The 20,924-nt window shown below is 63.4% G+C and carries 16 protein-coding genes; 15 read left to right on the forward strand and 1 reads right to left on the reverse strand.

The features are described 5' to 3' along the window. The 15 genes from ACFQU0_RS21545 to ACFQU0_RS21615 all read left to right on the forward strand — a co-directional run bounded on the left by ACFQU0_RS21545 (window position 1) and on the right by ACFQU0_RS21615 (window position 19,113). Entirely contained in the window at window positions 1-1,254 is a 1,254-nt protein-coding gene (locus ACFQU0_RS21545) for an NADH-quinone oxidoreductase subunit D (RefSeq protein ID WP_382204277.1), read from the forward strand. Beyond that, entirely contained in the window at window positions 1,251-1,751 is a 501-nt protein-coding gene (gene nuoE, locus ACFQU0_RS21550) for an NADH-quinone oxidoreductase subunit NuoE (RefSeq protein ID WP_382204279.1), read from the forward strand. Before ACFQU0_RS21545 ends, nuoE begins: the two co-directional genes overlap by 4 nt. Continuing rightward, a complete protein-coding gene (nuoF, locus tag ACFQU0_RS21555; protein ID WP_382204281.1) occupies window positions 1,751-3,127 on the forward strand; it encodes an NADH-quinone oxidoreductase subunit NuoF in 1,377 nt (458 codons plus the stop codon). Before nuoE ends, nuoF begins: the two co-directional genes overlap by 1 nt. Window positions 3,128-3,155: 28 nt before the next feature. Continuing rightward, on the forward strand, window positions 3,156-5,285 hold the full coding sequence (nuoG, locus tag ACFQU0_RS21560; RefSeq protein ID WP_382204282.1) for an NADH-quinone oxidoreductase subunit NuoG: 2,130 nt from the start codon (window positions 3,156-3,158) through the stop codon (window positions 5,283-5,285). Next, window positions 5,282-6,364 (forward strand): NADH-quinone oxidoreductase subunit NuoH, encoded by a 1,083-nt coding sequence (gene nuoH / locus ACFQU0_RS21565; RefSeq protein WP_382204284.1) that lies wholly within the window; start codon window positions 5,282-5,284, stop codon window positions 6,362-6,364. Before nuoG ends, nuoH begins: the two co-directional genes overlap by 4 nt. 12 nt (window positions 6,365-6,376) lie before the next feature. Next, window positions 6,377-6,871, forward strand: a complete 495-nt coding sequence (gene nuoI / locus ACFQU0_RS21570; protein WP_382204286.1) for an NADH-quinone oxidoreductase subunit NuoI — start codon at window positions 6,377-6,379, stop codon at window positions 6,869-6,871. Window positions 6,872-6,898: 27 nt separating this feature from the next. Then, the gene (locus tag ACFQU0_RS21575) at window positions 6,899-7,534 is read left to right on the forward strand and encodes an NADH-quinone oxidoreductase subunit J (RefSeq protein ID WP_382204287.1); all 636 of its coding nucleotides are present in this window, start codon (window positions 6,899-6,901) and stop codon (window positions 7,532-7,534) included. After that, entirely contained in the window at window positions 7,531-7,839 is a 309-nt protein-coding gene (nuoK, locus tag ACFQU0_RS21580; protein ID WP_342129133.1) for an NADH-quinone oxidoreductase subunit NuoK, read from the forward strand. The genes ACFQU0_RS21575 and nuoK overlap by 4 nt, the downstream gene beginning before the upstream one ends. A gap of 27 nt (window positions 7,840-7,866) precedes the next feature. Then, window positions 7,867-9,891, forward strand: a complete 2,025-nt coding sequence (gene nuoL / locus ACFQU0_RS21585; RefSeq protein ID WP_382204289.1) for an NADH-quinone oxidoreductase subunit L — start codon at window positions 7,867-7,869, stop codon at window positions 9,889-9,891. Between the two features lie 13 nt (window positions 9,892-9,904). Next, window positions 9,905-11,380: an NADH-quinone oxidoreductase subunit M gene (locus tag ACFQU0_RS21590; RefSeq protein ID WP_382204291.1), complete on the forward strand. Its 1,476-nt coding sequence runs from the start codon at window positions 9,905-9,907 to the stop codon at window positions 11,378-11,380. A 25-nt stretch (window positions 11,381-11,405) separates the two neighbouring features. Then, window positions 11,406-12,890 carry an NADH-quinone oxidoreductase subunit NuoN gene (gene nuoN / locus ACFQU0_RS21595; protein ID WP_382204293.1) on the forward strand — a complete coding sequence of 495 codons (1,485 nt, stop codon included), beginning with the start codon at window positions 11,406-11,408 and terminating at the stop codon, window positions 12,888-12,890. 19 nt (window positions 12,891-12,909) lie between these two features. Further along, a complete protein-coding gene (locus tag ACFQU0_RS21600) occupies window positions 12,910-13,209 on the forward strand; it encodes a DUF2818 family protein (protein WP_382204294.1) in 300 nt (99 codons plus the stop codon). 17 nt (window positions 13,210-13,226) lie between these two features. Further along, window positions 13,227-13,814, forward strand: coding sequence for an NUDIX domain-containing protein (locus ACFQU0_RS21605; RefSeq protein ID WP_382204295.1), 588 nt, complete (start codon window positions 13,227-13,229; stop codon window positions 13,812-13,814). A gap of 30 nt (window positions 13,815-13,844) precedes the next feature. Continuing rightward, window positions 13,845-14,288 (forward strand): DUF1178 family protein, encoded by a 444-nt coding sequence (locus ACFQU0_RS21610; protein WP_382204297.1) that lies wholly within the window; start codon window positions 13,845-13,847, stop codon window positions 14,286-14,288. Between the two features lie 220 nt (window positions 14,289-14,508). Continuing rightward, window positions 14,509-19,113, forward strand: coding sequence for an NAD-glutamate dehydrogenase (locus tag ACFQU0_RS21615; RefSeq protein WP_382204299.1), 4,605 nt, complete (start codon window positions 14,509-14,511; stop codon window positions 19,111-19,113). On the opposite strand, the gene ACFQU0_RS21620 is transcribed toward ACFQU0_RS21615, so the two are convergent. Further along, on the reverse strand, window positions 19,114-20,892 hold the full coding sequence (locus ACFQU0_RS21620) for an ABC transporter transmembrane domain-containing protein (protein WP_382204301.1): 1,779 nt from the start codon (window positions 20,890-20,892) through the stop codon (window positions 19,114-19,116). It lies immediately after the preceding gene. Window positions 20,893-20,924: the final 32 nt, after the last annotated feature.

Genomic DNA, 20,924 nt, shown 5'->3' on the forward strand with positions numbered 1-20,924 from the left:
ATGGCAGAAATCAAGAACTACACCCTGAACTTCGGTCCGCAGCACCCTGCCGCCCACGGCGTGTTGCGCCTGGTGCTGGAGCTGGACGGCGAAGTCGTGCAGCGTGCCGACCCGCACATCGGTCTGCTGCACCGTGCCACCGAGAAGCTCGCAGAGAGCAAGACCTTCATCCAGTCGCTGCCCTACATGGACCGGCTGGACTACGTGTCGATGATGTGCAACGAGCACGCCTACTGCCTGGCCATCGAAAAGCTGTTGGGTCTGGACGTGCCTATCCGCGCGCAGTACATCCGCGTGATGTTCAGCGAGATCACCCGCCTGCTCAACCACCTGATGTGGCTGGGTTCGCACGGCAACGACTGCGGCAGCTCGACCATTCTGATCTACGCGTTCCGCGAACGTGAAGACCTGTTCGATATGTACGAGGCGGTGTCGGGTGCGCGCATGCACGCGGCTTACTTCCGTCCCGGTGGTGTTTACCGCGATCTGCCGGACACCATGCCGCAGTACAAGGTCAGCAAGATCAAGAACGCCAAGGCCTTGGCGCAAATGAACGAGAACCGCCAGGGTTCTCTGCTCGACTTCATCGACGATTTCACCCAGCGTTTCCCGACCTACCTGGCCGAGTACCACACGCTGTTGACCGACAACCGCATCTGGAAGCAGCGCACGGTGGACGTGGGCATCATGGCGCCTGAACGCGCCATCAACCTGGGCCTGACCGGGCCCATGCTGCGTGGTTCCGGCATCGCCTGGGACTTGCGCAAAAAGCAGCCCTACGATGTCTATGACCGCATGGCATTCGACATCCCGGTGGGCAAGACGGGCGACAGCTACGACCGCTATCTGGTCCGCATGGAAGAGATGGCGCAGTCCAACCGCATCATCAAGCAGTGTGTGGACTGGCTGCGTGCGAACCCGGGTCCGGTCATCACCGACAACCACAAGGTGGCGCCGCCTTCGCGCGAAGCGATGAAGTCGAGCATGGAAGAGCTGATCCACCATTTCAAGCTCTTCACCGAAGGTTTCCACGTGCCCGAAGGCGAAGCCTACGCGGCGGTCGAACACCCCAAGGGCGAGTTCGGCATCTACCTGGCCAGCGATGGCGCCAACAAACCTTACCGTCTGAAGATCCGTCCGCCTGGCTTCGTGCACCTGGCCGCGCTCGATGAGCTGGCCCGTGGCCACATGCTGGCCGACGCCGTGGCCATCATCGGCACGCTGGATATCGTGTTTGGAGAGATCGACCGATGATTTCCGAAGCTACCCGCGCGCGGTTTGACCGCGAAGTCGCCAAGTACCCGCCTGAGCAGGCGCAGTCGGCCGTGATGGCCTGCCTGTCCATCGTGCAGCAGGAGCAGGGGTTCGTCAGCACCGATGCCGAGCGCGAAATCGCCGAGTACCTGGGCATGGCGCCCATGGCGGTGCATGAGGTCACGACCTTCTACAACATGTACAACCAGCGGCCGGTGGGCAAGTTCAAGCTCAACGTCTGCACCAACCTGCCTTGCCAGCTGCGCGATGGCCAGAAGGCTTTGCACTACCTCGAAGGCAAGTTGGGTGTGCACATGGGCGAGACCACGGCCGATGGCCTGTTCACCCTGCAGCAAAGCGAATGCCTGGGCGCTTGTGCCGACGCGCCGGTGATGCTGGTCAATGACCGCCACATGTGCAGCTTCATGAGCAACGACAAACTCGATCAACTGATCGAAGGGCTCAAAGCCACCCCTGAAGCGAAGGACAGCAAGTGATGAACGCCAACCAGGTGCTCAACCAGTTCCTCGCCACCGGCGTGCAGACCTGTTTCCATGACCGCCACATCAGCCCCCAGATCTACGCCGGCCTCAACGGCAGCAACTGGAGCCTGAAGGACTACGAAGCGCGCGGTGGCTACCAGGCCCTGCGCAAGATCTTGGGCAAGGACGGTTCGTCCCCCGATCCCGAGACCGGCGTCGCTGGCATGACCCAGGACCAGGTGATTGCCACCGTCAAGGAATCGGCCCTGCGTGGCCGGGGCGGCGCGGGTTTCCCTTCCGGTTTGAAGTGGAGCTTCATGCCGCGCCAGTTCCCGGGGCAGAAGTACCTGGTGTGCAACTCGGACGAGGGCGAGCCGGGTACCTGCAAGGACCGCGACATCCTGATGTACAACCCCCACATCGTCATCGAAGGCATGGCGATTGCCGCCTTCGCGATGGGCATCAACGTGGGCTACAACTACATCCACGGCGAGATTTTCCAGGTCTACGAACGTTTTGAGGCCGCGCTGGAAGAAGCGCGTGCCGCTGGCTACCTGGGCAACAACATCCTGGGCAGCGACTACAGCTTCCAGCTGCACGCTCACCACGGATTTGGCGCTTACATCTGCGGCGAAGAAACCGCGTTGCTTGAATCGCTGGAAGGCAAAAAAGGTCAGCCACGCTTCAAGCCGCCGTTCCCGGCCAGTTATGGTCTGTATGGCAAGCCGACCACCATCAACAACACCGAGACCTTCGCGGCCGTGCCCTGGATCATCCGCAACGGCGGCCAGGCCTACCTCGAATGTGGCAAGCCCAACAACGGTGGCACCAAGATCTTTTCGGTCAGCGGTGATGTGGAGCGCCCCGGTAACTACGAAATTCCGCTGGGCACGCCGTTTGCCACGCTGCTGGAACTGGCCGGCGGTGTGCGCAAGGGCCGCACGCTCAAGGCGGTGATCCCGGGCGGATCGTCCTCCCCGGTGCTGCCCGCACACATCATGATGGAATGCACGATGGACTACGACTCCATCGCCAAGGCCGGCTCGATGCTGGGTTCGGGCGCGCTCATCGTGATGGACGACACGCGCTGCATGGTCGAGTCGCTCAAGCGCCTGTCCTACTTCTACATGCACGAAAGCTGTGGCCAGTGCACACCCTGCCGCGAAGGCACGGGCTGGCTGTTCCGGCTGGTCGAACGCATCCACGGCGGCCAGGGCAAGGCGGCCGACATGGCGGTGCTGGACAACGTGGCCGAGAGCATCATGGGCCGCACCATCTGTGCCTTGGGCGATGCGGCGGCCATGCCGGTGCGCGCCATGATCAAGCACTTCCGTCCCGAGTTCGAGCACTACATCGAACACAAGACGTCCCTGGTCAAGACGGCCGCCTGAGCGCGTGTCACCCGCGTGAGAAAACAACATGGTTGAAATCGAACTCGACGGCAAGAAGGTGGACATCGCCCCCGGCAGCATGATCATGCATGCGGCCGAAAAGGCGGGCACCTACATTCCCCATTTCTGCTACCACAAGAAGCTGTCCATTGCGGCCAACTGCCGCATGTGTCTGGTCGATGTGGAAAAAGCACCCAAGCCCATGCCGGCCTGCGCCACGCCTGTGACACAAGGCATGATCGTGCGCACCAAGAGCGACAAGGCCATCAAGGCCCAGCAGTCGGTCATGGAGTTCCTGCTGATCAACCACCCGCTGGACTGCCCCATCTGCGACCAGGGCGGCGAGTGCCAGTTGCAGGACTTGGCCGTGGGCTACGGCGCCGGCAAATCGCGCTACGAAGAAGAGAAGCGCGTGGTGTTCCACAAGGATGTGGGTCCGCTGATTTCCATGGAGGAGATGAGCCGTTGTATCCACTGCACCCGCTGCGTGCGCTTTGGTCAGGAAGTGGCCGGCGTGATGGAGCTGGGCATGTCGCACCGTGGCGAACATTCTGAGATCGAAACATTTGTCGGTCAGTCGGTGGATTCCGAACTGTCGGGCAACATGATCGACATTTGCCCCGTGGGCGCGCTCACCAGCAAGCCTTTCCGCTACAGCGCCCGCACCTGGGAACTCTCGCGTCGCAAGAGCGTGAGCCCGCACGACTCGACCGGCGCCAACCTCATTGTCCAGGTGAAAAACCACCAGGTCATGCGCGTGGTGCCGCTGGAGAACGAGGCCGTCAACGAGTGCTGGATCGCCGACCGCGACCGCTTCAGCTACGAAGCCCTCAACGGCGACCAGCGCCTGACCGCCCCCATGCTCAAGCAAGGCGGCGAATGGAAGACGGTGGATTGGCAAACCGCTCTGGAATACGTCGCCAACGGTCTGAAGCAGATCAAGAACGACTTCGGTGCGTCGAGCATTGGCCTGTTGGCCAGCCCGCACAGCACGGTGGAAGAGCTCGCGTTGGCTGGCGCCCTGGTGCGTGGCCTCGGTAGCGACAACATCGACCACCGCCTGCGTCACGCCGACTTCGGCAACAGCAACGGCGTGCGTTGGCTGGGCATGTCCATCGCGTCCTTGTCCACCCTGCAGCGCGTGCTGGTGGTGGGTTCCCACATTCGCAAAGACCACCCGCTGTTCGCCCAGCGCATCCGCCAGGCCGTGCGCAAGGGCGGGCAGGTGAATGCGGTGAACAGCCGCGTGCACGACTGGGCCATGCCTGTGGCCAACACGCTGGTCGCTGAGAGTGGTATGTGGGTGCAAGCGCTGGCCCAAGTCGCTGCGTCCATTGCACGCGAAAAAGGCATTGCCTCACCTTGGAACGTGCCGACGCATGTGGAGTCCGATGCCATCGCCCGTTCCCTGCTGGGTGGCGAGCGCAAGGCCGTGTTGCTGGGCAATGCTGCGGCGCACCACGCCTTTGCGGCCAGCCTGCTGGCGGTGGCGCAGTGGATTGGTGAGCAAACCGGTGCCTCGGTGGGCTACCTCACCGAAGCCGCCAACACCGTGGGTGCCCAGTGGGTGGGCGCACTGCCTGGTGCCCAAGGCAAAAACGCAGGCCAGATGCTGACGGGTGGCTTGAAGGCTGTCTTGCTGCTCAACAACGAACCCGCGTTCGACAGCGCAGCCGGTGTGGCGGGCCTGCAGAGCGCCGAGATGGTGGTGAGCTTCAGCCCCTTCAAGGCCAACATGGACGTGGCCGACGTGCTGCTGCCCATCGCGCCTTGGACCGAAACCCCGGGCAGCTTCGTGAACGCCGAAGGCCTGCTGCAAAGCTTCTATGCCGTGGCGCGCCCACTGGGCGACACCCGCCCCGCGTGGAAGGTGTTGCGTGTGTTGGGCAACCTGCTGGCTTTGCCTGGCTTCAAACACGAAACCGCGCAAGATGTGCTGGCCGAGGTGCTGGCTCAGCACGGGCTGACCGGTCACACCGCCCCGTTGCAACTGCCTGCAAGTGCACTGAACAACACCACCGCGGTGGCAGCCGATTTGTCGCCGGTGCAGGGCCAACCTGCCCAGGCGTCCATCTACCAACTCGATGGTGTTGTGCGCCGCGCGCCCTCGCTGCAACTCACCGCTGACGCGCGTGCCGCGCAGGAGGCCCTGGCATGATCGACGCGATGTACAACGGCGGCCTCGGCCTGTTCGCCGCCTACTGGTGGACGGGCATTGTCTGGCCGGTGCTCTGGGCGCTGATCAAGATCGTGGCGGTGCTCGCTCCTTTGATGGGCGCGGTGGCCTACCTCACGCTGTGGGAACGCAAGCTGCTGGGCTGGATCCAGGTCCGCCACGGCCCCAACCGCGTGGGCCCCATGGGCTTGCTGCAACCCATCGCCGACGCGCTCAAGCTGCTGACCAAGGAACTGATTCAGCCGACCGCTGCGTCCAAGGGTTTGTTCCGTCTCGGCCCCATCATGGCCATCATGCCGGCGCTGGCCGCGTGGGTGGCCATTCCCTTCGGGCCGGATGCCATCCTGGCCAACGTCAACGCCGGCCTGCTGCTGATCATGGCGATCACCTCCATCGAGGTCTACGGCGTGATCATTGCTGGCTGGGCCTCCAACTCCAAGTACGCCTTCCTGGGCGCGCTGCGCGCGTCGGCCCAGATGGTCAGCTACGAAATTGCCATGGGCTTCTGCTTGGTGGTGGTCATCATGGTGTCGGGCAGCTTGCACCTGGGCGAGATCGTGGCCGCCCAAGGCCGAGGGATGATGGCCGACCTGGGCCTGACCTTCCTGTCGTGGAACTGGCTGCCGCTGCTGCCCATTTTCATGGTCTACCTGATCTCGGGCGTGGCCGAAACCAACCGCCACCCCTTTGACGTGGTCGAAGGCGAGGCCGAGATCGTGGCCGGCCACATGGTCGAGTACTCGGGCATGGGTTTTGCCATCTTCTTCCTGGCCGAATACGCCAGCATGTGGTTGGTCTCCATCCTGGCCGCGTTGATGTTCCTGGGCGGCTGGTTGCCCCCCATCGACAGCGCGCTGTTCAACTGGATTCCAGGCTGGATTTGGCTGGGTATCAAGACTTTCCTGGTCGTGTCCATGTTCATCTGGATCCGCGCCACCTTCCCGCGCTTCCGCTACGACCAGATCATGCGTCTGGGCTGGAAGATCTTCATTCCGGTCACCCTGGTGTGGCTGCTGGTGATCGGCGGCTGGATGGTGTCCCCGTGGAATATTTTTAAATAAGGGAGCAAAAGAATGACCGCTGCTTCCATCAAGGACTTCGTGTCCTCCTTCATGTTGGCCGAGCTCTTCAAGGGCATGGCCTTGACCGGCAAGTACATGTTCCGCCGCAAGGTGACGGTGCAGTTCCCCGAGGAAAAAACGCCGCTGTCGCCGCGCTTCCGTGGTCTGCACGCGCAGCGCCGTTACGAGAATGGTGAAGAACGTTGTATCGCCTGCAAGCTGTGTGAAGCCGTGTGCCCTGCCATGGCCATCACCATCGAGGCTGCACAGCGCGACGACGGCTCGCGCCGAACCACGCGCTACGACATCGACCTGACCAAGTGCATCTTCTGCGGCTTCTGTGAAGAAGCCTGCCCGGTGGACGCCATCGTCGAAACCCACATCTTCGAGTACCACGGTGAAAAGCGGGGCGACCTGTACTTCACCAAGGACATGTTGCTGGCTGTGGGCGACCGCTACGAAAAAGAGATCGCCGCCGCCAAGGCCGCTGACGCTCCCTACCGCTGAACGCCCAACGCACAAAGCTGAAATCCCATGGACGTCACAACCGGCTTCTTCTACTTCTTCTCGGCGGTGCTGCTGTTCGCGGCCTTCCGGGTCGTCACGGCACGCAACCCCGTGCACGCGGTGCTTTACCTCATGCTGGCCTTCTCGCAGGCGGCCGCCGTGTGGATGCTGCTCAAGGCCGAATTCTTGGCCATCACCCTGGTGCTGGTCTACCTCGGCGCCGTCATGGTCCTGTTCCTTTTTGTCGTCATGATGCTGGACATCCGCATCGAAGGCGACCGCTGGGGTTTCTGGCAAAACTTCCCCTTGGCTGTGCTGATTGGGGGCGTGTTGGCTGTTGAGATGTGGGCCATCCTGAGCGGTGGATTTGGTTCGGTCACCTTGAGCCCAGCCGCTGCGGCAGGGCAGATCGAGAACACGCGCGAGCTGGGAAAACTGCTTTACACCGAATACCTCTATCCGCTTGAAATCGCGGCTGTGATCCTGCTGGTGGCCATCATCGCTGCCATCGCGCTCACGCTGCGCCAGCGCAAGGACAGCAAGGCCGTGGACGCTTCGGTGCAGGTGCGCGTGAAGGCGCGCGACCGTCTGGCCGTGGTGCAGGTGGCCGCCACACGCGAGGCACCGGCGCCCGCGCCCGCCGTTGAGGAGAAACAGGCATGACCCTGACGCTGACCCATTTCCTGACCCTCGGGGCCATCCTGTTCACCCTGTCGGTGATCGGCATCTTCCTGAACCGCAAGAACCTGATCGTGCTGCTGATGGCCATCGAACTGATGCTGCTGGCGGTCAACATGAACTTCGTGGCCTTCTCCCACTACCTGGGCGACATGCACGGCCAGGTGTTCGTGTTCTTCATCCTCACCGTGGCCGCTGCCGAATCGGCCATTGGCCTGGCCATCCTGGTCCTGCTGTTCCGCAACAAGTCCTCGATCCGCGTCGACGAGCTCAACGCCCTCAAGGGCTGAGCCGGGCTTAGAAAGAACGACATTCCTATGACAACAAGTCTTTCTGCAAGCACCTTGCTCGCCGTGCCCCTGGCACCGCTGGTGGGGTCGCTCGTCGCCGGTATCCTGGGCACCACCTTTGGTGGCAACGTCATCGGTCGCAAGGCATCGCACAGCGCCACCATCCTGGGTGTGTTCATTGCCATGGTCTTGTCCATGATGACGCTGTGGGACGTGGCCGTGCACGGCGCACGTTTCAACGCCACCATGTACGAATGGATGGTGATCGGCAAGCTGAAGATGGAAATCGGCTTCCTGGTCGATGGTCTCACCGCCATGATGATGGTGGTGGTGACCTTCGTCTCGCTGATGGTTCACCTGTACACCATTGGCTACATGGAAGAGGACGAAGGCTACAACCGCTTCTTCGCCTACATCTCGCTGTTCACCTTCAGCATGCTGATGCTGGTGATGAGCAACAACCTGCTGCAGCTGTTCTTTGGCTGGGAAGCGGTGGGCCTGGTGTCTTACCTGCTGATCGGTTTTTGGTTCAACAAGCCCACGGCCATTTTCGCCAACATGAAGGCCTTTCTGGTCAACCGCGTGGGCGACTTTGGCTTCATCCTGGGTATTGGCCTGATCGTGGCTTACACCGGTTCGTTGAACTACACCGAAATTTTTGCCAACGCGCCTGAGCTGGGCAAACTGGGCTTCCCCGGCACCGACTGGCTGCTGGTCACCGTCATCTGCATCTGCCTGTTCATCGGCGCCATGGGCAAATCGGCGCAGTTCCCGCTGCACGTGTGGCTGCCTGACTCGATGGAAGGTCCGACCCCCATCTCCGCGCTGATCCACGCCGCCACCATGGTGACAGCCGGCATCTTCATGGTGTCGCGCATGTCGCCGTTGTTCGAGCTGTCGGACACCGCGCTCAATTTCATCCTCATCATCGGCGCCATCACCGCGCTGTTCATGGGCTTCCTGGGCATCATCCAGAACGACATCAAGCGCGTGGTGGCTTACTCCACCTTGTCGCAGCTGGGCTATATGACCGTGGCCCTGGGTGCCTCGGCCTACTCGGTGGCTGTGTTCCACCTCATGACCCACGCCTTCTTCAAGGCGCTGCTGTTCCTTGGGGCCGGCTCGGTCATCATGGGCATGCACCACAACCAAGACATCCGCTGGATGGGTGGCGTGCGCAAGTACATGCCCATCACCTGGATCACCTCGCTGCTGGGTTCTTTGGCGTTGATTGGCACGCCGCTGTTCTCGGGTTTCTACTCCAAAGACAGCATCATCGAGGCGGTGCATTTCAGCAACCTGCCCGGTGCCGGCTTTGCCTACTTTGCGGTGCTGGCAGGCGTGTTCGTCACGGCCTTTTATTCGTTCCGCATGTACTTCCTGGTCTTCCATGGCGCCGAGCGTTACGACCAGAATCCGGACGCCCACCACGACGATCACCACGATGACCATGGTCACCATGGCGATGGCAAGCCGCACGAGTCGCCCTGGGTTGTGACGCTGCCGCTGGTGTTGCTGGCCATTCCGTCGGTGCTGGTGGGTTACTTCACCATCACCCCCATGGTGTTTGGCGACTTCTTCGGCGACGCCATTGTGATCAACGCGGCCATTCACCCGGCCATCGCCGAATTCACCAAGATTTTCCACGGCCCCATGGGCATGGTGATGCACGCCTTCAGCACGCCGCCGCTGTACTTGGCTGCAGCGGGCGTCGCCCTGTCGTACTACATGTACATGGTCAACCCGGCGTTGCCGGCGGCCATCAAGCGCAGCGTGATGCCGATCTACACGCTGCTGGAAAACAAGTATTACCTCGACTGGATCAACGAAAACATCCTGGCGCGCGGCGCGCGTGCTTTGGGTGTGGGCCTGTGGAAGGGCGGTGATCAGGGTGTGATCGAAGGTGGTGTGGTCAACGCCAGCTGGAAGCTGGTGGACGCTGTCTCGGCCGTGGTGCGCAAACTGCAGAGTGGTTACATCTACCACTACGCCATGGTCATGATCCTGGGCGTGTTTGTGCTGATGACGTATTTCGTGTGGCTCGCCAAGTAAGGAGAAGAACAACATGGGTTTGCTGAGCCTCGCCATTTGGACCCCCATTTTTTTCGGGGTTGTGCTGATCACATTGGGCAAGGATGAACAAGCAGGTATGGTGCGCTGGATCGCTCTGGTTGGCGCGCTGGCCGGCCTGGCGGTCACGTTGCCGATCTATGCGGGTTTCCAGCTCGGCACCGCCGACATGCAGTTTGTCGAGAAAGTGCTCTGGATCGAACGTTTCCAGATCCACTACCACCTGGGTGTGGACGGCATCTCGTTGTGGCTGCTGCCGCTGACGGCCTTCATCACCGTCATCGTGGTGCTGGCCGGCTGGGAGGTGATCACCGAACGCGTCAACCAGTACATGGGTGCCTTCCTCATCCTGTCGGGCCTGATGATCGGTGTGTTCGCCTCGCTGGACGCGATGCTGTTCTACGTGTTCTTTGAGGCCACGCTGATCCCGATGTACCTGATCATCGGCATCTGGGGCGGTCCGAACAAGATCTACGCCGCGTTCAAGTTTTTCCTCTACACCTTGCTCGGTTCGCTGCTGATGCTGGTGGCGCTGATCTACCTGTACAACCAGTCGGGTGGCAGCTTTGACCTGTTGACCTGGCACAAGCTGCCGCTGGGTGGCACCGCACAAACCTTGCTGTTCTTCGCCTTCTTCGCGGCTTTTGCTGTGAAGGTGCCGATGTGGCCGGTGCACACCTGGTTGCCCGATGTGCACGTGGAAGCGCCCACCGGTGGCTCCGCCGTCCTGGCCGCCATCATGCTCAAGCTGGGTGCCTACGGTTTCCTGCGTTTCTCCATGCCCATCGCGCCCGACGCCTCGCACGAATGGGCCTGGCTGATGATCGCGCTCTCGCTGATCGCCGTGATCTACGTTGGTCTGGTGGCCATGGTGCAACAAGACATGAAGAAGCTGGTGGCCTACTCGTCGGTCGCCCACATGGGCTTTGTGACCCTGGGCTTCTTCGTCTTCAACGACCTCGGCATGGCCGGCGCCATCGTGCAGATGATTGCCCACGGGTTTGTGTCGGCCGCCATGTTTTTGGGGATTGGTGTGTTGTACGACCGCGTGCATTCGCGCCAGATTGCCGATTACGGCGGTGTGGTCAACACCATGCCCAAGTTTTCGGCCTTTGCGCTGCTGTTTGTGATGGCCAACTGCGGCCTGCCTGGCACCGCTGGGTTTGTGGGCGAGTGGATGGTGATCCTGGCTGCAGTCAAGGCCAATTTCTGGATCGGCTTGGCTGCGGCATCGGCCCTGATTTTCGGCGCCGCCTACTCGCTCTGGATGTTCAAGCGCGTGTACCTGGGCGCGCCGGGCAACCACCACGTCAAGGAACTACTGGACATCAATGCCCGCGAATTCCTGATCATGGCCTTGCTGGCCGTGGCCGTGCTCTACATGGGCATCCACCCCAAGCCCTTCACCGATGTGATGGATGGCTCGGTGGCCGAGTTGCTGCGTCACGTGGCCATCTCCAAGCTGAACTGACCCACCCGACCAAGAGACAAAAGCAATGATTGACAAGCTGAGCTGGGTGGTCGCCTACCCCGAACTGTTGCTGCTGGCCATGGCGTGTGTGATCACGCTGGTGGATTTGTTCGTCAAGAGCCCCCAGCGTGGCGGCACCTACTTCCTCACCCTGCTGACCTTGGGCGCCGTGGCCGTGTTGCACGCGGTGTACGCGGGGGCCGGCCAGACCATCATGGGTTTTGGCGGCATGGTGGTGTCTGACCCCATGGGCCACTGGCTCAAGTGTTTTGCCGCCGTGGCGGTGATGGTCACCTTGGTGTATGGCCGAGGCTATGGCGCCGAGCGCGGTCTGCTGCGCGGTGGCGAATGGTTTTCGCTGTCGCTGTTCGCGCTGCTGGGCATGTTCGTCATGATCTCCGGCCACAATTTCCTGGTCATCTACATGGGCCTGGAACTGCTCACCCTGTCGAGCTACGCGCTGGTCGCGCTCAAGCGTGACGACGGTACCGCCACCGAAGCTGGCATGAAGTACTTCGTGCTGGGCGCCCTGGCCAGCGGTTTCCTGCTCTACGGCCTGTCCATGATGTACGGCGCCACCGGCTCGCTGGACGTGGCGGAGGTGGTCAAGTCGGTGGCTGCGGGCACCGAGCACCGTCAGGTGCTGATCTTCGGTTTGGTGTTCATCGTGGCCGGCCTCGCGTTCAAGCTGGGTGTGGTGCCCTTCCACATGTGGGTGCCCGACGTGTACCACGGCGCGCCCACCTCCATCACGCTCATGATCGGTGGCGCGCCCAAATTGGCCGCGTTTGCCATTGTCATCCGCCTGTTGGTGGAAGGGCTGTTGCCGTTGGCCGTGGATTGGCAGCAGATGCTGGCCGTGCTGGCGGTGGTGTCGCTGCTGGTCGGCAACCTGGCCGCCATTGCACAAACCAACCTCAAGCGCATGTTGGCCTTTTCCACCATCGCACAAATGGGCTTCATGCTGTTGGGCTTGGTGGCCGGTGTGGTGGGTGGCAATGGCAACAACATGGCCAACGCCTACAGCGCCACCATGTTCTACGTCATCACCTATGTGCTGACCACCCTGGGTACGTTCGGCGTCATCCTGCTGCTGTCGCGCCAGGGTTTCGAGTCCGAAGACATCGGCGATCTGGCCGGTCTGAACCAGCGCAGCCCGCTGTACGCGGCGGTCATGGCGGTGTGCATGTTCTCGCTCGCAGGTGTGCCGCCCATGGTGGGTTTCTATGCCAAGCTGTCGGTGTTGCAAGCGTTGATCGCCTCTTCGCAGGCCTTCTACATTGGCCTTGCCGTGTTTGCCGTGATGATGTCGCTGATCGGCGCCTTCTACTACCTGCGACTGGTCAAGGTCATGTACTTCGATGCACCCACCCAGACGGCGGGCATTGAGGCGGGTATGGATGTGCGCGCTGTGCTCTCGCTCAACGGTGCACTGGTGCTGGGCCTGGGCATTCTCCCCGGCGGGCTGATGGCCATTTGTGCGCACGCCATTGCCGTGCTGCTCGGCTGAGCCAGGATTCACCACACACATGAACACGTCGGGAGCCGTCTGGCTGGTGATTTTGGTGGCGCTGGTGGCCGCCAACCTGCCTTTTCTCAACAACCGCTGGCTGGCGGTGTGGCCCCGTGCCACGGAGAAGGCCTGGTGGCAACGGTTGGCTGAGTTGTTGGTGTTTTACCTGCTGGTCGGTGGTTTGGGCCTGGCGCTGGAGCAGCACCAGGGTCAGATCTACCCCCAGGGTTGGGCTTTTTATGCCACCACCGGGGCCTTGTTTCTCACCCTGGCCTTTCCCGGCTTTGTCTGGCGCTACCTGATGCGTCGCGGCTGACAGGTGGTGGGTCGCCCATGCCACCCGAATCGCGTTCTGAAGCGGACGCCCACCTGATCGAACACCCCATCGGCAGCACGGACGTGTTGCGGGGGCACTTCCTGCACATCAAGCGTGACACCGTGCGCCTGCCTGGTGGTGCCACGGCCACCCGCGAGTACGTGGTGCATCCGGGCGCGGTGATGGTGGTACCGCTGCTGGAGAATGGCCGCGTGTTGCTGGAGCGCCAGTACCGCTACCCCATGCAGCGCGTGATGATCGAATTCCCAGCGGGCAAGCTCGACCCCGGAGAGGCGTCGCTGGTGTGTGCCCAGCGCGAGCTGCAGGAGGAAACCGGCTACACCGCACGCGAGTGGGCGCGCGCGGGTGTGCTGCACCCGGTGATCTCGTACGCCACCGAATTCATCGACATCTGGTTTGCGCGTGGTCTGGTGGCGGGCCCACAGCGGCTGGATGCGGGCGAACACCTCGATGTGTTTCAAGCCACACCCGCCGAACTGCTGGAATGGTGCCGCGACGGCACCGTGACCGACGCGAAAACGCTCACGGGCGCACTTTGGCTGCAAAACGTGCTGCGCGGCGACTGGTCGCTCGACTGGGCCTGAGGGCTTTTGGGCTGCGGGGATAATTGCGGCATGAAGGTCTTGAATCTGCGCTGCGGCGCGCAGCATGTGTTTGAAGGCTGGTTCGGTTCTGAGCTTGACTTTCAGGACCAGCTGAGCCGTGGCTTGCTCACCTGCCCGTTGTGTGGCGACACGGAGGTCGAAAAAATGTTGTCGGCACCGCGCCTCAACCTCGCTGGCGCAGCCGCCAACGTGCCCGCGGCACCAACACCCGTTAACAGCACCACCCAACCCACTGCAACCGAGGCCCGGTTGTGGCAGGCCATGCGCACGGCCATCGCGCGTGCCGAAAACGTGGGAGATCGTTTCGCCGACGAGGCGCGGCGCATCCACCATGGTGAGGCAGAGGCCCGCCAGATCCGTGGGCAGGCCAGCTTGCAGGACACGCTGGCCTTGCTGGAAGAAGGGGTGCCGGTGTTGCCTTTGCCGCCGGCCCTCAAAGAAACGCTGCAGTAGCGCAACCGAGCAGCGCAGCGGTGTGCGCGCGCACCGCCGGCACGGGTGTGGCGGTTATGCGTTTTTCGCATAACGTCTTGGTATGGGTCCATGCAATCCCTTTCTGGGGGCTGTTTTGGTGCGGTGTGCGCTCCTAGAATGGGTTTCGTTGCACACAGACGGTGCTTTTTTGCCCTGTGTCTCGCCCTGTTTTTCGCCCCCATTCCACCGGATCCCCACCATGAAACCCAGCTTTCAGGACCTGTTTTTTGCCGCCGCAGACCCCGAGGAGCTGCGCCAGCGTCCGCCGGCCGTGCTGAAGGCGATGGCTCAGGCGCACGAGGCTTTGCTGAAGGCCAGCGCCGAAGGTGATGTGCAGGTGGAGAGCTTGGAAGGTGTGCAGGCGGCCGGCACACATGTGCTGCAAATCGTCCACCCCGACATGCCCTTTCTGGTGGATTCGGTGAGCATGGCGGTCAACCGGACGGGGCGCACCGTGCACTGGATCGTCCACCCGCTGCTGCGCGTCACACGCGATGCCAAAGGCCGGGTGGCCGCCATTGCCGATGCCGCGCAGACCGACACCTCCGAAGGTCAGGTGGTGTCTTGCATGTTGGTCGAATGCGACCGGCTGGCCGCCGACCCGGAGGGTGTGGCCTTGCGGGAAGCAATTCAGGCCACGTTGCAGGACGTGCGCCTGGCGGTGCACGACTGGCGCGCCATGTTGTCGCGTGTGCAGGTGCTCAATGCCAGCTTCACCGCGCTGGACGCGGCAGAGGCCGACGAGGCCAAGGCCTTTTTGAGCTGGCTGGAGCAGGGGCATTTCACCTTTCTCGCGGCCGAAGATTTCAGTCTTCAAGACGGCGCGCTGGTGCCCGTGGCCGGCAGTGCGCTGGGCCTGTTGAAGGCGCCGGGAGCCCAGTCGCTGCCGGCCCAATCGGCCGAGCATTGGCTGGCCAACCCCTCGCTCGTGTTGTCCACCAAGGCCACCAGCCGGGCCACCGTGCACCGCCCCTCCTGGCTGGACGTGGTCAGCGTCAAACGCCTGGACGCCGCCGGCCAACTGCAGGGGGAGAGCCGTTTTCTGGGCCTCTACACCTCGGCGGCCTACGCCACCTCGGTGGAGCAGATCCCCATCGTGCGGCAGCACGTTGCGCGTGTCATTGCCAACGCGGGCGTGGTCAAGGGCGGGCACGCCCACAAGGCCTTGCAGGCCATTCTGGAGACCTACCCACGCGACGAAATGCTGCAGATCGACGCGGCCACGCTGGAGCAGCACACCATGGGCATTCTGCGGCTGCAGGAACGCCAGCGCGTGCGCCTGTTTGTCCGCCGCGACCCCCACGGCAGCATGGCCTCGCTGCTGGTTTACGTCCCACGCGACGTCTACACCACCGAGCTGCGGGTCAAGCTCGGCAGCCTGTTCACCGAGGCCTTTGATGCCGCCTCGGTGGAGTTCACCCCCATGCTGACCGACAGCGCGTTGGCGCGCATCCACTACACCGTGCGTGCCAAGGACAGGCTGCCCGAGCACGTGGACCTCGTGCAACTGGAAGCCCAGGTGGCCCAGGCCTGCAAACGCTGGGTCGATGGTGTCAACGCCGTGCTGCTGGCACAAGGCGCACCGGTGTCCAGCGGATTGCAGGGCTGGGTGGCGGCTTTCCCCACCGCCTACCGCGAGCATTTCGACGCCGAAACCGCTGCCACCGACGCGGCCATCCTCAGCGGCCTGGGGGCGCAGCAGCCGCTGGCCTTGCAGTTGTACAGCCGTCAAGGGCAGTTGCGCTTCAAAACCTACGCCACCCACAAGATCACCTTGTCCGACGCCATGCCTGTGCTGGAGTCCATGGGGGCACGCGTGATCGACGAACACCCCTACCAGCTGATCGGGCGGGAATGCTGGATTCACGATTGGGGCCTGCAGTTCGATCAGCCGCTGGATGTGGCCCGGCTCAAGGCACGCTTCGAGGCCTTGTTCCTTGCGGTCTGGCGCCAGGACGTGGAGAGCGACGCCCTCAACCGCCTGGTGCTGTCCACCGAACTCGATGCCCGCGCCATCGCCGTCTTGCGTGCCTACGTGCGTTATTTCAAGCAGCTCGGATTTCCTTTCAGCCAGAGCTACATCGAAGACACGCTCAACCGCAACCCCGCCATCGCACAAGGCTTGGCCGAGCTGTTTGCCTTGCGCTTTGACCCGGCGCGCGCCGAGCAACGCGAGGCACGGGTGGCCGACCAGGTGTTGGCGCTGGAAGCCCAGCTGACCGATGTGGCCAGCCTGGAAGAGGACCGCGTGTTGCGCCAGTTTCTGGGCACGCTCAATGGCACTCTGCGCACCAACGCCTACCAGCGCAGCAAGGCCTGCATGAGCTTCAAGTTCAGCCCGCGCGACATCCCCAACGTCCCCGAACCCAAGCCCCTGTTTGAAATCTGGGTCTATTCGCCTCGGGTGGAAGGTGTGCACCTGCGCGGTGGCAAGGTGGCGCGCGGCGGTCTGCGCTGGTCCGACCGACGCGAGGACTTCCGCACCGAGATCCTGGGCCTGGTCAAGGCGCAGATGGTGAAAAACACGGTCATCGTGCCGGTGGGCTCCAAGGGCGGGTTTGTGCTCAAGAAGGCGCCGCCCGCCAGCGACCGCGAGGCCTACCTGGCCGAAGGCGTGGCCTGCTACAAAACCTTTCTGTCGGGCCTGCTCGACATCACCGACAACCTGGTCAAGGGCGCGGTGTTGCCGCCGCCCGACGTGGTGCGCCACGACGAGGACGACCCCTACCTGGTGGTGGCCGCCGACAAGGGAACGGCCACCTTCAGCGACATCGCCAACAGCGTCAGCGCCGACTACGGCTTCTGGCTGGGCGACGCCTTTGCCTCGGGTGGTTCGGTGGGCTACGACCACAAGAAGATGGGCATCACCGCGCGCGGCGCCTGGGAGTCGGTCAAACGCCATTTCCGTGGCCTGGGTGTGGACACGCAGAGCCAGCCCTTCACCGTGGCCGGCATCGGCGACATGTCGGGCGATGTGTTTGGCAACGGCATGTTGTTGTCCACCCAGATCAAGCTGGTGCTGGCCTTTGACCACCGCCACATCTTCATCGACCCCAACCCCGATGTGGCGATCAGTTTCAAGGAGCGCGAGCGACTCTTCAAGCTGCCCCGCTCCAGCTGGGACGACTACAACAAAGCGCTCATCAGCGAAGGTGGTGGTGTGTACCCACGCAGCGCCAAGTCGATCTCGCTGAGCCCGCAGGCGCGCGCCGTCATCGGCACCGACGCCAGCGCGATGTCCCCCAACGAGTTGCTCAACGCCATCCTCAAGGCCCCAGTGGACTTGGTCTACAACGGCGGTATCGGCACCTACGTCAAGGCCAGCTTCGAGAGCCACGCCCAGGTGGGCGACAAAGCCGGCGACGCCTTCCGCGTCAATGGCAACGAACTGCGCTGCAAGGTGTTGGGCGAAGGCGGTAACCTCGGTTGCACCCAAAACGGGCGCATCGAATTTGCCCAGGCCGGTGGGCTGATCTACACCGACGCCATCGACAACTCGGCCGGTGTGGACTGCTCCGACCACGAGGTCAACATCAAGATCCTGCTGGGTGCCGTGTTGGAGGCCGGCGGCCTCACGCTGGACAGCCGCAACGCCCTGCTGGCCAGCATGACGGAGGAGGTGGGCCGCCTGGTGCTGCAGGACAACTACTACCAGACGCAGCAGATCGAGTTGGCCGCGTCGCGTCCGGTCTACCTGCTGGATGGGCAACAAACCCTGATGCGCTGGCTCGAAGGCACGGGCCTGCTCAAGCGCGGCATCGAGTTCCTTCCCAGCGACGACGAGCTGGCCCGCCGCAAACGCGAAGGGCGTGGCCTCACACGGCCTGAGAACGCCGTGCTCATGGCCTATGCCAAGATGAACCTGTTCGACGAGTTGTGCGCCAGCAGCCTGCCCGACGACCCTTTCTACGCGCGGGTGCTGACCATGTACTTCCCGGGCGTGTTGGGCGAGCGCTATGCCGATGCCATCGCAGCCCACCCGCTCAAACGCGAGATCATCGCCACCTTCATGACCAACACCGTGGTCAACCGCGTGGGCGCCACCTTCGTCAATTTCCTGGCCAACGAGGCGTCGTGCACCGCTGCCGAGGTGGTCAGCGCCTACACCCTGGCGCGCGAGGTGTTCGGGCTCGAACCCCTCTGGGACCAGATCGACGCACTCGACAACAAGGTCACCACCGAGCTGCAACTGGGTCTGCTCACACAACTCGCTGCGGTGGCCCAGCGTGCCAGCCGCTGGATGTTGCGCCACCGTGGTCAGGGCGACCTGCCGACCCTGATCGCCAAGTACCGGCCCGCGGCTCAGACCCTGCGCCAGCACGTGGCGCAGTGGCTGCCGGCCACCGCGCTGGAGCAGTGGAAGGCCGCCAGCGCGCGCCTGGCGGCGGCGGGTGTGGATGCCCGCCTGGCCGACGATCTGACCGTGCTCGACCACCTGTACCCGGTGCTCGATCTGGTGGACGTGGCGGACAAGGCTGGCAGCAGCCTGGAGCAGGCCGCACGCACCTACTTCACCGTTGAAAACGCGTTGGGCCTCGACCGCTGGCGTTTGCAGATCGGCCAATTGCCGACCGAGACCCTGTGGCAGACCCAGGCCCGCGCCAGCGCACGCGACGATGTCTATTCGATTGCTGGCCAGGTGGTGTTGTCGCTGCTGAGCACACAACAAGCCCCGGCCCAATGGCAGGAGCGCCACGCCAAGGCCATCGAACGGATTGCGGCCATGTACGACAGCATGGCGGGGCAGGCGCCCGATCTGGCACCGGTGTCGGTCGCGCTGAGGGAACTGCGCCAGCTGGCCTGATCAGACGTTGAACTGCAGCGCCGCCAGTCCGGCGTACAGCCCGCCGTGTGCCATCAGTTCGGCGTGGCTGCCGTGTTCCACCACCCGGCCGTGGTCCATCACCACAATCACATCGGCCTTTTGCACGGTGGCCAGGCGGTGGGCGATGACGATGGTGGTGCGGCCCAGCATGGCCGTTTCCAGCGCGGCCTGCACCGCTTGTTCGCTGTGCGCGTCCAGCGCACTGGTGGCCTCGTCCAGCAGCAGCAAGGGCGCGTTCTTCAGCATGGCACGGGCAATCGCGAGGCGCTGGCGTTGACCGCCGGAAAGGCGCACGCCACGTTCGCCCAGAAAGGTGTCGTAGCCCTGCGGCAACTCGCGCAGAAAGCCGTCGGCGTGCGCCGCCTGCGCTGCGGCTACCACCTCGGCGTCGCTGGCCAGTGGGCGGCCGTAGCGGATGTTGTCCATGGCGCTGGCCGAAAAAATCACCGGCTCCTGGGGCACGATGGCGATGCGCTCGCGCAGCGCCGACAGCGACAGCTCGTGGATGGGCACCCCATCGAGCAGAATGCGCCCGGCCTGCGGGTCGTAGAAGCGCAGCAGCAGCGACAAGACGGTCGTCTTGCCGGCACCGCTGGGGCCCACCAGCGCCACCGTCTGGCCCGCCTGCACACGCAGGTCGAGCCCGCGCAACGAGGGGTGCTGTGGGCGCGAGGGGTAGTGGAAGTCCACCGCCTCAAAAGCCACGGTGCTGCCGCTGACCGCCGGCGGCAGCGTGCGCGGCTGAGGCGGCGACTGCACCGGCGAGCGCTGGTGCAGCAACTCCATCAAGCGCTCGGTGGCGCCTGCCGCGCGCAGCCAGTCGCCGTACACCTCGCCCAGTACGGCAACGGCACCGGCCAGCAGAATCACATACACCACCGCCTGGCCCAACTCGCCAGCGCTCAGGTCGCCCGCGATCACCGCCTGTGTGCCTTGGTGCAGCCCCCACAGCAACAGCCCGGCGTTGGCGATGATGATGAAGGCCACCAGTGCCGCACGCGCACGGCTGCGCTTGACGGCACTGTCGAACGAACGCTGGTTGGCCGCCGCGAACCGGTCGGCCTCGCGCTGTTCGGCCACGTGGCTTTGCACCACCGGCATGGCGTTGAGCACCTCGGCGGCGATGGCGCTGGAGTCGGCCATGCGGTCCTGACTGGCGCGCGAGAGGCGACGCACCCGCCGCCCAAACCACAGCGTGGGCAACACCACGCCCACCACCACCGCCACCACCTGCAACATCACATAGGGGTGGGACCACACCAGCATGATCAGTGCACCGCCGCCCATGACCAGGTTGCGCAGCCCCATGGACAAGGACGAGCCCACCAGGGTCTGCACCAGTGTGGTGTCGGTGCCCAGGCGCGACAACACCTCCCCCGTCTGCGTGGTTTCAAAAAATGCCGGGCTCTGCCGCAGCACATGAGCGTACACGGCCTGGCGCAGATCGGTCATCACGCGTTCGCCGAGCCAGCTCACCATGTAGAAGCGCAAGGCGGAGAACAGGCCCAGCGCCACCGCGATGCCAAACAGCGCCACAAAATGCTGGCCCAACAAGGCCTGACCCAGCGCGTTTTTGTCGCCTGAGAGCCCGCCATCGATCAGCTGGCGCAGGGCGACGGGAAAAAGCAGGGTGGTGGCTGCGGCCGCCACCAGAAAAACGCCCGCCCAGGCCATGCGTGCCCGGTAGGGTTTCATGAATGGCCACAGGCCGGACAGGCCCTTGGGCGGCGCAGCGGTTGGGTGGGGGTTGGCGTGCATGGATTTCAGTATCGCTCAGCGCGTTGCCACAC

It is taken from the genome of Hydrogenophaga defluvii, from assembly GCF_042665235.1.
In the GTDB taxonomy this organism is placed as follows: Bacteria; Pseudomonadota; Gammaproteobacteria; order Burkholderiales; family Burkholderiaceae_C; genus Hydrogenophaga; species Hydrogenophaga defluvii_A.

Bases quoted from the DNA above. Each gene is read 5' to 3' on its own strand.
- ACFQU0_RS21600 (WP_382204294.1), top strand. From the start codon at position 12,910: ATGAACACGTCGGGAGCCGTCTGGCTGGTGATTTTGGTGGCGCTGGTG.
- nuoI (WP_382204286.1), top strand. From the start codon at position 6,377: ATGACCGCTGCTTCCATCAAGGACTTCGTGTCCTCCTTCATGTTGGCC.
- nuoN (WP_382204293.1), top strand. From the start codon at position 11,406: ATGATTGACAAGCTGAGCTGGGTGGTCGCCTACCCCGAACTGTTGCTG.
- ACFQU0_RS21610 (WP_382204297.1), top strand. From the start codon at position 13,845: ATGAAGGTCTTGAATCTGCGCTGCGGCGCGCAGCATGTGTTTGAAGGC.
- nuoG (WP_382204282.1), top strand. From the start codon at position 3,156: ATGGTTGAAATCGAACTCGACGGCAAGAAGGTGGACATCGCCCCCGGC.
- nuoH (WP_382204284.1), top strand. From the start codon at position 5,282: ATGATCGACGCGATGTACAACGGCGGCCTCGGCCTGTTCGCCGCCTAC.
- ACFQU0_RS21590 (WP_382204291.1), top strand. From the start codon at position 9,905: ATGGGTTTGCTGAGCCTCGCCATTTGGACCCCCATTTTTTTCGGGGTT.
- nuoF (WP_382204281.1), top strand. From the start codon at position 1,751: ATGAACGCCAACCAGGTGCTCAACCAGTTCCTCGCCACCGGCGTGCAG.
- nuoK (WP_342129133.1), top strand. From the start codon at position 7,531: ATGACCCTGACGCTGACCCATTTCCTGACCCTCGGGGCCATCCTGTTC.
- nuoE (WP_382204279.1), top strand. From the start codon at position 1,251: ATGATTTCCGAAGCTACCCGCGCGCGGTTTGACCGCGAAGTCGCCAAG.
- ACFQU0_RS21545 (WP_382204277.1), top strand. From the start codon at position 1: ATGGCAGAAATCAAGAACTACACCCTGAACTTCGGTCCGCAGCACCCT.
- ACFQU0_RS21615 (WP_382204299.1), top strand. From the start codon at position 14,509: ATGAAACCCAGCTTTCAGGACCTGTTTTTTGCCGCCGCAGACCCCGAG.
- ACFQU0_RS21605 (WP_382204295.1), top strand. From the start codon at position 13,227: ATGCCACCCGAATCGCGTTCTGAAGCGGACGCCCACCTGATCGAACAC.
- nuoL (WP_382204289.1), top strand. From the start codon at position 7,867: ATGACAACAAGTCTTTCTGCAAGCACCTTGCTCGCCGTGCCCCTGGCA.
- ACFQU0_RS21620 (WP_382204301.1), bottom strand. From the start codon at position 20,892: ATGCACGCCAACCCCCACCCAACCGCTGCGCCGCCCAAGGGCCTGTCC.
- ACFQU0_RS21575 (WP_382204287.1), top strand. From the start codon at position 6,899: ATGGACGTCACAACCGGCTTCTTCTACTTCTTCTCGGCGGTGCTGCTG.